At 46.4% G+C, this 15,661-nt stretch carries 9 protein-coding genes and 1 rRNA gene; 9 read left to right on the forward strand and 1 reads right to left on the reverse strand.

Annotated features, from left to right (window positions below; translation table 11 throughout):
* Positions 1 to 23 precede the first annotated feature (23 nt).
* The 4 genes from DFR58_RS22255 (at position 24) to rfbC (ending at position 2,252) form a co-directional block, all read left to right on the forward strand.
* Complete coding sequence (locus DFR58_RS22255; RefSeq protein ID WP_114299711.1) at positions 24 to 350, forward strand: transposase; 327 nt, start codon at positions 24 to 26, stop codon at positions 348 to 350.
* Positions 351 to 702: 352 nt separating this feature from the next.
* Positions 703 to 1,035: a transposase gene (locus DFR58_RS22260; RefSeq protein WP_114299713.1), complete on the forward strand. Its 333-nt coding sequence runs from the start codon at positions 703 to 705 to the stop codon at positions 1,033 to 1,035.
* Positions 1,036 to 1,060: 25 nt separating this feature from the next.
* On the forward strand, positions 1,061 to 1,387 hold the full coding sequence (locus DFR58_RS19225) for a transposase (protein WP_114299714.1): 327 nt from the start codon (positions 1,061 to 1,063) through the stop codon (positions 1,385 to 1,387).
* Between the two features lie 325 nt (positions 1,388 to 1,712).
* Positions 1,713 to 2,252 carry a dTDP-4-dehydrorhamnose 3,5-epimerase gene (rfbC, locus tag DFR58_RS19230; RefSeq protein ID WP_114299716.1) on the forward strand — a complete coding sequence of 180 codons (540 nt, stop codon included), beginning with the start codon at positions 1,713 to 1,715 and terminating at the stop codon, positions 2,250 to 2,252.
* 16 nt (positions 2,253 to 2,268) lie between these two features.
* Here rfbC and DFR58_RS19235 read toward each other — a convergent pair whose 3' ends face one another.
* Positions 2,269 to 2,481, reverse strand: a complete 213-nt coding sequence (locus tag DFR58_RS19235; RefSeq protein WP_114299718.1) for a hypothetical protein — start codon at positions 2,479 to 2,481, stop codon at positions 2,269 to 2,271.
* 219 nt (positions 2,482 to 2,700) lie between these two features.
* Between DFR58_RS19235 and addB the strand changes: the two genes are divergently transcribed.
* The 5 genes from addB to DFR58_RS19260 form a co-directional block, all read left to right on the forward strand.
* Positions 2,701 to 6,162: a helicase-exonuclease AddAB subunit AddB gene (gene addB / locus DFR58_RS19240; RefSeq protein ID WP_114299720.1), complete on the forward strand. Its 3,462-nt coding sequence runs from the start codon at positions 2,701 to 2,703 to the stop codon at positions 6,160 to 6,162.
* On the forward strand, positions 6,134 to 10,006 hold the full coding sequence (addA, locus tag DFR58_RS19245; protein ID WP_242987734.1) for a helicase-exonuclease AddAB subunit AddA: 3,873 nt from the start codon (positions 6,134 to 6,136) through the stop codon (positions 10,004 to 10,006). Before addB ends, addA begins: the two co-directional genes overlap by 29 nt.
* Positions 10,007 to 10,037: 31 nt before the next feature.
* Positions 10,038 to 11,300 carry an exonuclease SbcCD subunit D gene (locus DFR58_RS19250; protein ID WP_114299724.1) on the forward strand — a complete coding sequence of 421 codons (1,263 nt, stop codon included), beginning with the start codon at positions 10,038 to 10,040 and terminating at the stop codon, positions 11,298 to 11,300.
* Positions 11,242 to 14,889, forward strand: coding sequence for an AAA family ATPase (locus tag DFR58_RS19255; RefSeq protein WP_114299726.1), 3,648 nt, complete (start codon positions 11,242 to 11,244; stop codon positions 14,887 to 14,889). Before DFR58_RS19250 ends, DFR58_RS19255 begins: the two co-directional genes overlap by 59 nt.
* Before the next feature lie 402 nt (positions 14,890 to 15,291).
* A 16S ribosomal RNA gene (locus DFR58_RS19260) occupies positions 15,292 to 15,661 on the forward strand; the annotation flags it as partial.

A 15,661-nucleotide genomic window follows, 5' to 3' on the forward strand; every position in this document is an offset into this window, starting at 1 on the left:
GCAGACATCGTGGTAGGGCAGACATGGCAGGGGCAGACATCGCTGTAGGGGCAGACCTATGTGTCTGCCCTGAATTGCCCGAACCCGCAGAACACACGGAAACCGCGGAACCCGAGGGCAGACACGCAGGTCTGCCCCTACAACAAATCATACAATGGTTCAAAACAATGACGACAAACGAATACATAAAAATGGTAAAACAAAACATATTACCCCCATTCGACAAACGGATATGGCAGCGTAATTACCACGAACATATTATCCGTAACGAAGATGAATATTATAGAATTGCCGAATACATTCAAAATAATCCAACATTATGGGAAAATGATCGGTATAATCGCGGGTAGGGGCAATCGCTGTAGGGGCAATCGCTGTAGGGGCAGACCTATGTGTCTGCCCTGAATTGCCCAAAAACGCAGAACACGCGGAACCCGCAGGAAACCAGGGCAGACACGCAGGTCTGCCCCTACAACAAATCATACAATGGTTCAAAACAATGACGACAAACGAATACATAAAAATGGTAAAACAAAACATGTTGCCCCCATTCGACAAACGGATATGGCAGCGCAATTACCATGAACATATCATCCGTAACGAAGATGAATATTATAGAATTGCCGAATACATTCAAAATAATCCAACGTTATGGGAAAATGATCGGTATAATTGCGGGTAGGGGCAGACATCACCGCGGGGATGGCGATTGCTGTAGGGGCAATCGCTGTAGGGGCAGACCTATGTGTCTGCCCTGAACTGTCCAAAAACGCAGAACACGCGGAACACGCCGAACCCCAGGGCAGACACGCAGGTCTGCCCCTACAACAGATCATACAATGGTTTAAAACAATGACGACAAACATATACATAAAAATGGTAAAACAAAACATGTTGCCCGCATTCGACAAACGGGTATGGCAGCGCAATTATCATGAACATATCATCCGTAACGAAGATGAATATTATAGAATTGCCGAATATATTCAAAATAATCCAACGTTATGGGAAAATGATCGGTATAATCGCGGGTAGGGGCAGACATCGTGGTAGGGCAGACATGGCAGGGGCAGACATCGCTGTAGGGGCAGACCTATGTGTCTGCCCTGAATTGCCCGAACCCGCAGAACACACGGAACCCGCGGAACCCGAGGGCAGACACGCAGGTCTGCCCCTACAACAAATCATACAATGGTTCAAAACAATGACGACAAACGAATATATAAAAATGGCAAAACAAAACATATTGCCTCCATTCGACAAACGGATATGGCAGCGCAATTACCATGAACATATTATCCGTAACGAAGATGAATATTATAGAATTGCCGAATACATTAAAAACAATCCAATGTTATGGGAAAATGATAGGTATAATCGCAGGTAAGGGACAGACAACGCCGCAGGGGCGATCGCTGTAGGGGCAGACCTATGTGTCTGCCCTGAATTGCCCGGAAACGCAGAACACGCGGAACCCGCAGAAACCCAGGGCAGACACGCAGGTCTGCCCCTACAACAAATCATACAATGGTTCAAAACAATGACGACAAACGAATACATAAAAATGGTAAAACAAAACATATTGCCCCCATTCGACAAACGGATATGACAGTGTAATTACCACGAACATATCATCTGTAACAAATCATGAATATTCCATCGGGCAATTTTAATATATTAGAAAAGATAGATTAAACAGGATGTGGTAGCAGGTGTATAGCATAAATAAAACGCCCATTGAGGGCTGCTTTGAATTTACTCCCGGGATTTTCACGGATAACAGGGGCGTTTCAATAAAGCCCTATAATGTAGATATCCTAAAATCAATGGGGGTTGGGCATGGTTTTGCGGAGGATTTAATGGTGACCTCCCGCAAGGGCGTTCTAAGAGGCCTCCATTTCCAGAGGCCGCCGTATGCACAGGCTAAGCTGATATGGTGTGTTAGGGGAAGCATTTTTGATGTTGCGGTGGATATAAGAAAGAATTCGCCCACATATGGAAGCTTTGTATATTTTCATATTGACTGCATAAAGCATAATATTGCCTATATACCTGCCGGGCTTGCTCATGGGTATCAGGTGCTTGAAGAGGATACGACAGTTTTTTATAAGATGTCCTCCGTTTATTCTCCTGAAAATGAAGGGGGGATACTTTACAATTCTCTGGGTATTGCATGGCCGCTCGATAATCCGATCATAAGTGAAAAGGATTTGAGCCTGCCAGACTTCAAGGATTTTGTGAATGTATTTTAAAAAGGACACAACCCCTTTAAACCTCAATGTCAAAGGTGAAGGGTATGCTTTCACCCAGAAGCTCATTAAAGGCCCTCCATATCTTCTTATCCACATCTAAAATAATATCGCCGCTGATTTTGCTGTAGACGACGGCATACCCTATAAAGCTGTCGTTTCTTTTAAGCGCAATGAGATCTCCTTCAGTCAGGCTGCTGTAATGGAAGCTGTCTGGGACGCTTATAAGCATATATACCCTTCCTTCGCCGTAACCGGCTTTTAGTATTAGGGTATGTGCTTTTGTGAAAACATATTCAAACAATACTCATAATCTTAAAATCTTTATCGCTGCATTATATAGTATATAAAAAAACTGTCCCCGTGGGGAATAAGCTTATAAATACCGTTCCATATATGGTATTATATATAATAGAATTTAAAGGGTATATATCCGGGACGGTGGCTTTATATGGGCTTGAAATTTATATACGGGCGTGCGGGCAGCGGCAAGAGCCATTTTTGCCTCAACGACTTGAGGACAAAATTAAATAGCAGTGAGGGCAGAAACCTGGTGCTTCTGGTGCCGGAGCAGTTTTCGCTTCAGGCCGAGAGAAACCTCATAGCTGCCGCCGGAATAGGCGGTATTATGAGGGCGGAGGTTTTGAGCTTCAGGCGTATGGCCTATAAGGTGTTTAATGAGGTGGGGGGCATAACGCGCAGGCATATAAGCCCTGCGGGGAGGTGTATGCTGGTATACCGCATTATTAACAGCATGAAGGACAGGCTGGATATGTTTTCGGGTGTGGTTGACCGTAAGGGGTTTGTAAATACCGTATGTAGCTCAATATCCGAGTTTAAGAGGTACAATATTACTCCTCAGATGCTGGAGCTTGCGGCAAAGGGTATTGAACGCGAAGGGCCGCTCAAGGACAAGCTTAAGGAAATCGGTCTGGTGTATGCGGAGTTTGAAAAGGTGCTTCATGAAAAATATATGGACTCGGATGATGACCTTACGATACTTGCCGCCAAGCTGGAGGACTCTAAGTGGTTTGATAACGCAGAGATATGGATAGACGAATTTTCCGGCTTTACGCCGCAGGAGTACGGCGTTATAGGGCGGCTTTTAAAAAAGGCCGTAAGGGTTAATATATGCCTGTGTACCGATTGTATGACTGACGACGGAGCAGATGAGACCGATGTGTTCTGGCCTGTAAAGAATACAGTAAAGAAGCTTGAAAGAATTGCCCGGGAAAACGGTGTTGAAATAGAAGCCCCGTCACAGCTTTCGCAAAGGCCGTTTTACAGGTTCAGCGGAAGTGAGGAGCTTATGCATTTGGAGGGGAATTTTTTTTCTCTTCCCCGTAAAGTCTATAATGGACCGACTAATGACATAAAAATATTTTTGTCGGCAAACCTGTATTCGGAGGTGGAGGACACCGCAAGGGATATTATAATGCTGTGCAGGGATGGGGGCCTTCGCTACAGAGATATTGCCGTTGTGACGGGAAACCTCTCAGGCTATGAAAAGCTGGTCGCGGCAATATTTGCCCATCATGGAATACCCTGCTTCATAGACACAAAGAGGGATATAGGAAGCCAGCCCCTTATCCGGCTTATAAATGCCGTGTTTGAAATATTTATAAAAAGCTGGTCCTACCAATCGGTTTTTCAGTATCTTAAAACAGGCTTTGCCGGTATATGCAAGGAAGATGTGGACATGCTCGAAAATTATGTGCTGGCTTGCGGAATAAAGGGCGGCAGGTGGGCCGAGGACAAGCCGTGGGAATATATACCGGGCTTAAGCCAGCCGGGGCAGCAGCCGTCCGAATACCAGCTGGGTATTTTAAAAAGGGTTAATGAGATAAGGGATATGATAGTAAAGCCGCTTGTCCGTTTCAGGACAAGAACGGGAGGGAGAAAAAAGGCTTGGGAAATCTGCGGTGCAATGTTTGATTTTTTGTGTGGCATAGGCGTGCCTGAGCAGATAGAAAAAAAGGTGGATATGCTGAAGGCTTCGGGAGACTTTTACCTTGCAGGCCAGTACAGTCAGGTATGGAATATGGTCATGGAGGTATTTGACCAGATTGTAGAGGTAATGGGAAATGAGCCGACGGGAATTGAAAGCTTTTATAGGGTTCTGGAAATAGGCTTTGGCGAGTATAAAATGGGCTTGATACCTCCGGCGCTTGATCAGGTTCTGGTTGGAAGCATTGAGAGGTCTAAGAGCCATGAAATAAAGGCGCTGTATATACTTGGGGTGAACGACGGCATATTCCCGTCATCACCCGATCAGGAGGGTATTTTGTCCGACAGCGACAGGGAGAGCTTGAGAGCCAAAGGGCTGGAGCTTGCTCCCGATACCAGGAGCAGAGCGTTTGAGGAGAATTATATCATTTACACGGCATTGACAAGGGCCGGGAAGTATTTAAGGCTGAGCTGCCCTGTTGCCGACCACGAAGGCAGGACAATGAGGCCCTCGGGAATAATTTCCCGGCTGAAGAGGGTATTTCCGGGGATAGCCGAATATAGCAATATTACAGCCTCGGGCGAGGAAGGAATTGCCCTTGTGGCGTCAAAGCAGCCTTCCTTCAACCATCTCATAGAAGCTATGCGCAGGCATTTTGAGGGTGAGAGGGTTGACGCTGTCTGGGGGGACGTTTACAGGTGGTATACCTCCCATGACAATTGGAGGGACAGGATTGAGAGGGCTATGGAGGGGCTTTTGTATACAAATCAGGAGAGTCCCATAAGCGGGGATAAGGTGAGGAAATTATACGGCAGCCCTGTGTACTCAAGCGTATCCAGAATGGAAAGCTTTGTTTCGTGTCCCTTTGCATACTATTTGCAGTACGGGCTGCGGGCAAAGGAAAGAAAAATATTTAAAATGGGCGCGCCGGATATAGGAAGCTTTATGCACTCTGTTTTAGACAGCTTTTCAAAGCGCATGGACAAGGAAGGAATGGCATGGAGAGAGTTGGGCAGGGAGGCGTGCGAGAGCATGGTTTCACAAACGGTTGATGAGCTGCTAAAGAGTATGCCGGGCTCTGTAATGAGCAGCTCCCGCAGGCACATGCACCTTACGGAGAGGCTTAAGCGCGTGCTTGTACGGGCGATATGGCTCATAGCCGAGCATTTTAAAAGAAGCGGCTTTGAGCCCGTGGGATATGAAATGGAGTTTGGCGACGGAAAGGATTTCCCGTCCATCAAAATTGAGCTTCCATCGGGCGAGGCAATAATGCTTACGGGAAGGATAGACCGTATAGACGCCATGGAGTCGGAGGAGGGCACGTACTTCAGAATAATAGATTATAAGTCGGGGAGCAAAGCGTTTAAGCTTTCGGACATATATTACGGATTGCAGATACAGCTTCTTGCGTATATGGATGCGGTATGGGAAACAGGCTTTAAGTCGTCGTCCGAGCCGGTGCTGCCGGGGGGGATGCTGTATTTTAAGATAGATGACCCCGTTGTGGCAAACGGAAAGGGCTTAAGTGAAGATGAGATAGAGGCGGCCATTATGAAGCAGCTTAAGATGAAGGGCCTTCTGCTGGCGGATGTGAGGCTTGTAAGGGAAATGGACAGGCAAATAGACGGAGATTCCCTTATAATACCCGCGAGAATAAACAAAGGCGATGTTTTAGGAAGGTCGTCGGCGGCTACCGGCGAGCAGTTTGAAGTTCTCAGGGGCTTTATTAAAAGGCTCCTGGCAAAAATAGGAGAGGAAATGCTGAGAGGAGAGGTGTCCATTAAGCCGTACAGGAAAAGAAGGATGACGTCGTGTGCGTATTGCGGATATGGGCCGGTATGCCAGTTTGACCCCGGACTTAAGGATAACAATTATAGAATGCTGCGGGACATAAATGATGATGAGGTATGGCACCTGCTTAAAGAGGTCGGCTCAAATGCGGAAGCGGGTGACGGCAATGGATAGCAGGTGGACGGCGGAGCAGCTTGCCGCCATAACCCAAAAGGATTGCAGCCTTCTTGTGGCGGCGGCGGCGGGGGCCGGTAAAACGGCAGTCCTTGTGGAAAGGATAATAAGAAAGATTACTGACTCCGTAAAGCCTGTGGATATAGACAGGCTGTTGATTGTTACCTTTACAAACGCGGCGGCAACGGAGATGAGGGAGAGGATAGCCGCCGCAATTTCCGGGGCTATAGAGAGGGGCGACGGAGGCGAGGATGGGCAAAGACAGCTTCAAAGGCAGCTTGCCCTTCTTAGCAGAGCCAGTATTACTACCATACACTCGTTTTGCATGGAGGTAATAAAAAACAATTTTCAGTACATAAAGCTAGACCCAGATTTCAGAATATCCGATGAGACGGAAGCGGTGCTTATGAAGCTTGAGGTCATGGAGGAGCTTTTTGAGGACATGTATTCCTCCGAAGCCCCGGACGAGGAGTTTCTTGAGCTTGTTGAATGCTACGGGGGAGGAAGGGACGACGTGCAGCTTCAGAACATGGTCATGATGCTGCACGAATTCACAGGAAGCTGCCCATGGCCCCGAATATGGCTTGAAAAGAATGTGGAGGCATTTAATATAAGCAGCGGCTGTGATTTCGGGGCAACAGTGTGGGCGGAAATTCTGGTTAAAAGCGCCGAGATAGAGCTAAGGGGACTTTATGCGGGTATGAGGGACGCCGTGGATATAATACAGGACTCGCAGGGGTTGTCTCCTTACCTTAAAAATTTTGCGGAAGAAGCATCACAGCTTGACTGCCTGATTAAAAAATTGTCCGCGGCGGGAAGCGGGGATGTCTCTGTGCCGTGGGACGGGCTGCCGGAGGCCTTTGCCTCTGTTGAGTTTGGAAGGCTGCCAAGGTGCGGAAAAGATGCGGATGCTGCAATGCAGGAGAAGGTAAGGCAGATAAGGGATGAGGTTAAAAAGAGGCTTAAGAAGCTGGCCGGGGACATATTTGCAGAAAGCTCGCAGGATATAATTAAGGATTTAAACCACATGTATCCTCTGCTTAAAAGGCTTTCGGCCCTTGTACTTGAATTCGGACGAAGGTACTCTGAAAAAAAGAGAGAGAAGGCGCTTCTTGATTTTAACGATCTGGAGCATTTCTGCCTTGAGATATTGACCCAGCCGCTCGAGGCGGGTGAGCCGGAGAATGGGCAAACCGACTTTATGGGCTTCCCGATAAAGCCGTCAGGCATTGCCGAGATTTACAGGGAGCGCTTTGAGGAAATACTGGTGGACGAATATCAGGACAGCAACATGGTTCAGGAGGTCATAATAGGCATGGTGTCAAGGTCTGGCAGTGACACTCCAAACGTATTTATGGTAGGGGATGTAAAGCAGAGCATATACAGGTTCAGGCAGGCAAAGCCCGAGCTGTTTCTTGAAAAGTACGACTCCTATTCTGCTTCCGAAGGGGCGGCAAAAAGAAAGATAATGCTGTATAAAAACTTCAGGAGCAGGAGGGAGGTAGTTGACGGAGTAAATTATATATTCAAGCAGATAATGTCTAAGGACATAGGCGAGCTGGATTATAATGACGCCGAGGCGTTAAACCCCGGGGCAAGCTTTCCGGAGAACCAAGATGAGCTTGCGGCAACGGGAGGAGAAGCGGAGCTGCATATTATAGATACCGGCGGAGGCTGGGAGGACAGGCAGGACACAGGGGCTTTGGGGGATGAAACCCCTGAGGAGGAAGAGGAAGGAACAAATCAAAACGTTCCCGAGGAGGAGCAGCCCGATAATATACAGTGTGAGGCAAGAATTATAGCGGCGAGGATTAAGGAATTGATGAGCCCTGCACATGGAGAGAGAGTATTCAAGGTTATGGACAGCAAGACGGGCGGGTACAGGAAGCTGGAATACAGAGACATTGTTATACTGCTTCGCGCGACGAGAAATTGGGCGGACATATTTGCGGAGGAGCTGACGGCACAGGGAATACCGGCGTATACAGATTCGGGGATGGGGTATTTTAAGACTGTGGAGGTACAGGTGGTAATTTCGCTCCTGCAAATAATAGACAATCCTTTGCAGGATATACCGCTGCTTTCGGTTCTGCGTTCTCCCATAGCGGGGTTTGCCTCCGAGGAGCTTATAGACATACGCTTGGCCGACAGAGAAATGCCTCTGTATGACGCAATGAAAAAGCTGGTTGAGAATGAAACCGGCAAGACGGCCCAAAAGGCCGTAAGCTTTATAGAGAATCTCGACAGGTGGAGGGACAGAGCCCAGTATATGCCCACTGATGAGCTTATATGGTATCTCTATACCGATACAGGCTATTACAGCTTTGCCGGCGCAATGCCGGGAGGAGCCCAGCGTCAGGCAAATTTAAGGGTACTGTTCGAGAGAGCCAGACAGTATGAACAAACCAGCTATAAGGGCCTTTTCAATTTCATAAGCTTTATAAACAAGCTCAAGAGCAGCAGCGGAGATATGGGAAGCGCCAAAACACTGAGCGAGAATGAGAATGTAGTAAGAATCATGAGTATACATAAAAGCAAGGGACTGGAATTTCCCGTAGTAATTGTGGCGGGCTGCGGGAAGGGCTTCAATATGATGGATTTGAACAGGAAGCTTCTGCTTCATCAGGATCTGGGCTTTGGCCCCGACCTTATAGACTGTGTCAGGAGGATATGCTATCCTACCATGGCAAAGCAGGCATTGAAATATAAAACTAGGCTTGAAAGCCTATCCGAGGAAATGAGGATACTGTATGTCGCATTTACAAGGGCGAGAGAGAAGCTCATAATTACCGGGACGGTGCCGGACATAAAAAAATCCGTATCAAAATGGAGTGCGGCTCTGAAGGAGGAGCATATAAAGCTTCCCCGCTATGATATCCTGAAGGCTAAAAATTATATGGACTGGATAGGGTTCTCACTTATGCGGCATAAAGGCTGTGTATACTTAAGAGCTTTGGCGGGTGCGGAGAACGACGGTACGGCTTATGCTATTGAGGACAGCTCAAGATGGAAGATCAGGGTATGGAGCAAGACAGACGCTGCTATGGGGAGCAGCAGCGAAGAGCAGCCCAAGAGGGGCATGGAGCTATTCTCCGAATGGCAGGGCGACAACGGCTTTGGCAGCGAGTTTTCGGAGGAAATAGCGAGGCGGCTGGAATGGCAATACGCATATAATCAGGCGTCAAGGCTGCCTACAAAGGTATCGGTAACAGAGCTTAAAAGGCGCTTTGACACCGAGCTGTCGGAGGAGTACGGAGCCTTGTGGAGTTATACTCCCCCGCTTGTAAAGACGCCAAGATTTCTGGAGGAGCGCAAGGGGCTTACGTCTGCCGAAAAGGGGACGGTGCTCCATTTTGTAATGCAGCATATAGACCTTCTGAGGATATCAGGCGCGGAGGATATAAAGGCACAGATAAGGCAAATGGAGGAGCGCGATTTGCTTACGCCTGAGCAGGCAAAGACGGTAAATGTGACAAAGATATACAGCTTCCTGAATTCTCCTCTGGGAATGAGAATGAGGAAAAGCGCGCAGATTAACAGAGAGGTGCCGTTTAATATAGAGATAAGCTGCAGGCAGGTATATAAGGAGCTTTCGGAGCAATTGTGCGGAGATGAAACAATACTCCTTCAGGGGGTAATAGACTGCTGGTTTGAGGAGGACGAAGGAATGGTGCTGCTCGATTATAAAACCGATTATGTACCCGAGGGAGGCATAGAACTGATTAAGGAGAGGTACAGAACGCAAATTAATTATTATACCGCAGCATTGGAAAAGCTGACGGGGAGGGAAGTGAAGGAGAAATATATTTATCTGTTCAGTACGGGAGAGGTAATAGAGTATTAGAACTTTGCATTAATTTAACAGGAGGTGGACCATGCGCATACTTCATACATCCGACTGGCATTTGGGAAAGATGTTGGATAACATCAGCCGCATACAGGAACAGAGAGAGTTTTCAGACTGCCTCTGCGACATTGCGGAAAAGGAGAGCATAGATCTTGTGCTTGTGGCAGGGGACATTTACGACACATACAACCCTTCGGCGGCAGCCGAGGAGCTTTTCTACCGCACTGTGGACAGGCTCAGTGCGGGGGGCAGGAGGGCGGTGGTTGTCATAGCGGGAAATCATGACAACCCCGAAAGATTGTGTGCCGCGGCTCCTATGGCATATAAAAACGGAATTATACTGCTGGGATATCCCGCAAGTGACGCAGGAATATATAAATGGGATGGGGGAGGCATAAGGGTAGTGCGATCAGGCCCTGGGTGGCTTCAGGTTTCCATAGACGGCTGCGATGAAGATGCCGTTATTATCGCCCTTGCCTACCCCTCTGAATCAAGGCTGGATCAGGTGCTGTCGGATGAAGCCAATGAATCGAGGCTTCAAAAGGCGTACTCCGACAGGATAGGAGGGTTGATTTCACTTCTGAGTAAAAATTTCAGGGAGGATACGGTAAATGTGGTTATGGGGCATATGTTTTTAAGGGGAGGAAAAGAGTCGGAATCTGAAAGAACGCTTCAGATAGGAGGAGCCCTTACTGTAGATCCCGCGGTGCTCCCTCCAAAGGCTCACTTTGCCGCGATGGGACACCTGCACAGGCCGCAGAGAATAAAGGATGCGCCGTGTCCTGCGTTCTATTCGGGCTCGCCTTTAGCCTATAGCTTTTCAGAAGCGGGCTACAGCAAGGTTGTCTATGTTGTGGACGCGGTACCCGGGAGGCAGGCTGATATAAAGGAGGTGCTTCTTTCCTGCGGCAAGCCCTTGAAAAAGTGGGAAGCGAGGAATGGAATAGAACAGGCTCTGGCCTGGTGTGAGGAAGGCAGAGATGCCAACGCATGGATTGATGTGGACATATACACCGACAGGGTGCTGGCCACAGAAGAGCAAAAGAGGTTAAGGGAGCTGAACCCCGGAATTATAAATATCAGGCCGGTAATAAAAACCAAGGAATTAGAGGTACAGAGCCTTGAAAACAGAGAGGGTAAAAAGATAGACGAGCTCTTTGCGGATTATTGCAGGTTTAAAACCGGGATGGAAATATCGGAGGAGCTTGCGGCAGCCTTTCTGGAGGTTATAAATGACGAGCAGGATGATGAGGGCGGGGGAGGTGAGAGGCTTGAGACCAAAATATCTTGAGATAGAAGGGCTGCAGAGCTTTAGACAAACTCAGAAAATTGATTTTGACTGCCTGAGTGAAACGGGCCTGTTCGGCATCTTCGGACCGACTGGAAGCGGGAAATCTACTGTTCTCGATGCCATAACCCTTGCACTGTTCGGAGAGGTAAACAGAGCGGCAAGAGGGACTCAGGGTATTATTAACACAGACTGCCCCAACCTCAGGGTTTCGTTTATATTTGACCTGCTTAAAAACAATATCCGAAGGACATACAAAATTGAGAGGGTTTATAAAAGGAAAAAGGGGACGCAAAACTCATGTGAGGCTAAAATTGTAAGGCTTATTGAAATTACACTATCGGGAGATATCCCCATAGCGGATAAGCAGGGCGAGGTCAATGAAAAAATAGAGGAACTCATAGGCTTAAGGCCGGAGGATTTTACACGTTCCGCAGTTCTTCCGCAAAACAAATTTCAGGAATTTTTGATGCTGGAGAAGGCAAAAAAAAGAGAAATGCTTGAGAGGATATTCTATCTTGAAGAGTATGGAAGGCAGCTAACCGAAAAGGTTTCGAGAAAAATATCAGAGATCAGGTACAGGCTGTCCAATATTCAAGGAGCTATATCATCTTTGGGCGATGCCTCAGACAAGACGCTGATTGAGGCTGAGAGCCGTTTGGAGGCTGCAAGGCTTGATAAAGAGAAGGCGGATAATAAATTGAAGCTTACAGAGCTTAAGCTTAATGAGGCAAAGGAATTGTGGATTATTACAGAAGAGCTCAACCAGTACATAAAAAGAGAGGAAGAGCTTCTTATTTGTAAAGAAGAAACAGCTTTAAAAAGGCAAATATATGAAGCCTCAATAAATGCTGATGGCCTTGCATACACTATAAAAAAATATAGAAGTGCCTGCGAAATATTTGAAGAAACGTGCCGAAGACTTGAGGATGCCGATAAAAGCTTTGATGCTGTGGAAAAGCAGCAAAGCGAGGCTCAAAGGCTTTATGAAGAGATCATAAAAAAGGCCCGGCTCGAAAAACCTGTGCTTATAGAGCGCAAAGCAAAGCTGAATCATGCAATGGAGGAGCTTAAGGGAATAGCTGAGACAGAAGAGCAGCTAAAGGGCTTAAGAGACAGGTACACCGTAATAAAAAGCAGTATATCCGTAAAGAGTAAGGCAATGGAAGCTGTGCGGCTGCAAATGGAGGCCATGGACAAAAAAGCAAATGAGTACAGAACTGAAATTGAAGAATTGAAAGTAGATATAGATCATAAGGCGCGTGTACAATCAGGAATAAGCCTTGAAAATGAGGTGAGGGCTGTTAAGCATAACGCGGAGGCCGCACGGCTGAAGTATCAGTCCTTGACAGCAAAGCTTCAGGAAAATCATGAAAAAAGCGGAGAGCTCACTGAGCAAAGACAGAAGCTGCAGGCCTTATTTGAAGAGCTGGAGAAAGAGAAAGCCGGGCATGAAGCCCGAAAGCCATATGACAGGGACTCTGTAATGAAGGAAATAAGCGTTTACCATGAAATTAAAAATATATACGAAAGGCTTAAAAGCAGTCATGAATATATAAATGGGGTTAAAGTCAAGCTTGAGAAAATAAACGCAGATATTGCCGCAAAGAAAAAAGACTGCGCCAAGGCTCTAAAGGAGAAGGAGGAAAAGGAGAGGGAGCTGGACGAGCTTAACAGGGAGCTGGAGCACTTCAAAAGACTCTATGAAATGAATACGGCGCATATGCTGGCAAAAGGGCTGAATGATAATGAACCATGCCCTGTATGCGGATCACTTGTTCACCCTCAGCCCGCAATTAACGGGAGTGATGAGGGAATCAGGGAAGCGGAGTCAAGGCTTAAGGAAATGCAGGAGAAGCAGCTTGGTGCAGACAGGCGGCACAGGGAGGCAGAGGGCAGGTGCATCAGGCTTTCCGAGGCACTTAGCAGCATGGAGGCACAGGCTGCTGAGATAGCAATTGAGCTGCGTGGCAAGGAAAGTGAATTCTTAAGCGTTGCAAAATCCTTGCCCCCTGAGCTTGAGAATTTGAATCCTTATCAAATAAGAGAGAGGCTGGAGGAAATAAACGAAATCAGTAAGGATAAACTTGAAAAAATTGGGAAATGGGAAGAACGGTTGGAGATATTAAAAGGTGAGGGCATAAAAATAAGTGAGATGTTGTCAGAGAAGAAAGCTGAGGAAAAGGCTAAGAAGGCTGAATTAAGCATATATCAGGAGGATGAGCAGCAGGCAAAAAAAACATTTGAGGAATGGGCGCAAGCTTATAATGACAGGCTGAAGGAGCTTGAGAATTTTATAAAGGAGTGCAAAATTTCAGGTATAGCATCTGAGCTTAAGCGCATTGAAGAGAACGAGCGCAGATCCGAAAGGCTTCAAAAAATGGAGCGGGGCATACAGCAAGATAAAAAAGAGCTGGCACAGCAGATGGAGGACATGGACAGAGAAGAAAGAGAGCTTGTTAAGGATCTTGAAGAAACAAGAATTCAGGGCGATGCGTTAAAGCACCAGAGGGATGAAAGAGAGTCAAAAATAAGACTGATTACGGGAGACAGGAATATAAATGAGCTGATCCGTGAAGCAGAGGAAAGCATAAAGGACATAGAGAATAAGGAAAGCAGCATATTCAAAAGCCTTAAAGATATTGAACAGAAATTCAATGATATAAAGACCCATAAAAACATGCTGTCTAACCAGAAGGAAATTTACTCGCAGGCAGTGACAGAAGAGGCTGCAAGGCTTGAAAATATGCTTGAGCAAAAGGGTTTTGCAAGTTCCGGGGAGGCTGAAAAGGCTTTGCTTCCAAAGGAAAAACAGCAAGCATTGAGAGCGGAGCTGGATGATTACGAAAAGACAGAAAGAAATGTACGGGCACAAAAAGCGATATTGACGGAGAAGCTTAAGGGAAGAAGCATAAGCCGTGAGGAGTGGGAAGAGATTAATTCACTTTACGGTTTGTGCATTGAGGAAAAGGAAAAAAGCATTTCTTTATATGAAAGGGCGAAAAATATATACAATGTAGTAAAAGAAAACTTTACAAAATGGGTAACTCTGGATAAAGAGCTTAAGGAATTCAATAAGAGATATGAGCTGCTGGAGCATATTCAAAAGCTGCTTAAAGGCAACAGCTTTATAGATTTTATAGCAGAAGAGAGACTAAAGTATATAGCAGCGGAAGCGACGGAGACGCTTGGGCTTCTGACAAGATACAGGTATGCCATAGAGCTTGACAGCGAAAGCGGCTTTGTAATAAGGGATAATTTTAATGGAGGGTTTTACAGGCCCGTATCCTCATTGTCGGGGGGAGAGATATTCCTTACTGCCCTTTCACTTGCACTTGCACTGTCAAAGCAGGTACAGCTTAAAGGGAAAAGCCCTCTGGAATTCTTCTTTCTTGACGAGGGCTTTGGCACGCTTGACGGGAGCTTACTGGACACAGTGATAGATTCCCTTGAGAGGCTAAGCAATAAAGACAGGGTAATCGGACTTATAAGCCATGTACCCGAGCTAAAAAACAGGATAACAAGGAGATTGATTATAGAGCCGCCCAATATGGAGGGAAACGGAAGTAAGGTTAAGATAGAAAAAGCATAGTATATATGATATAAACTGTTTTTGAAACTTAGTTAATAACTAGCGTATACAAGAGCTAAAGCGAGGAAATAACATATAAATTGACATATTGTCCGATAAACGAGGTATTATTGTGTTGTCTTGTCCGGGAAATGATGTTATATTGTTTAAGCGCCGTTAACACGGCAGGCAAGAAGCAAGCGGGGAGTACGAAAATATTTCCCGAGTAATTTCTTTAAGATAAGAGATTGCTAATGGACTTTGAAAATTAAACAGTGTAAAAGCAAGATAATCATGGAACTCGTTAAAATAATTTGAGTACCTAAGTTCGCTTAATAAACGAACTTAGCAAGCTAGTGATAGTTTGATACTTTTTAAAAAAAGTAATTTGAGCCAAAAGGCTTTCAAATAAAAGTTTTCTTTTAAATTGAGAGTTTGATCCTGGCTCAGGACGAACGCTGGCGGCGTGCCTAACACATGCAAGTCGAACGGAGATATGCCGGAAGATTTATCGGAAGGTGTATTTTAGTGGCGGACGGGTGAGTAACGCGTGGGTAACCTGCCTTATACAGGGGGATAACACAGGGAAACTTGTGCTAATACCGCATAATATTATTTTGTCACATGGCAGAGTAATCAAAGGAGTCAAATCCGGTATAAGATGGACCCGCGTCCGATTAGCTAGTTGGAGGTGTAATGGACCACCAAGGCGACGATCGGTAGCCGGACTGAGAGGTCGAACGGCCACATTGGGACTGAGACACGGCCCAGACTCCTACGGGAGGCAGCAGTG

Source organism: Anaerobacterium chartisolvens (assembly GCF_003337415.1).
GTDB lineage: Bacteria > Bacillota > Clostridia > Acetivibrionales > DSM-27016 > Anaerobacterium > Anaerobacterium chartisolvens.

Bases quoted from the DNA above. Each gene is read 5' to 3' on its own strand.
- DFR58_RS22255 (WP_114299711.1), top strand. From the start codon at position 24: ATGGCAGGGGCAGACATCGCTGTAGGGGCAGACCTATGTGTCTGCCCT.
- DFR58_RS22260 (WP_114299713.1), top strand. From the start codon at position 703: ATGGCGATTGCTGTAGGGGCAATCGCTGTAGGGGCAGACCTATGTGTC.
- DFR58_RS19225 (WP_114299714.1), top strand. From the start codon at position 1,061: ATGGCAGGGGCAGACATCGCTGTAGGGGCAGACCTATGTGTCTGCCCT.
- DFR58_RS19235 (WP_114299718.1), bottom strand. From the start codon at position 2,481: ATGCTTATAAGCGTCCCAGACAGCTTCCATTACAGCAGCCTGACTGAA.
- addB (WP_114299720.1), top strand. From the start codon at position 2,701: ATGGGCTTGAAATTTATATACGGGCGTGCGGGCAGCGGCAAGAGCCAT.
- addA (WP_242987734.1), top strand. From the start codon at position 6,134: ATGCGGAAGCGGGTGACGGCAATGGATAGCAGGTGGACGGCGGAGCAG.
- DFR58_RS19250 (WP_114299724.1), top strand. From the start codon at position 10,038: ATGCGCATACTTCATACATCCGACTGGCATTTGGGAAAGATGTTGGAT.
- DFR58_RS19255 (WP_114299726.1), top strand. From the start codon at position 11,242: ATGACGAGCAGGATGATGAGGGCGGGGGAGGTGAGAGGCTTGAGACCA.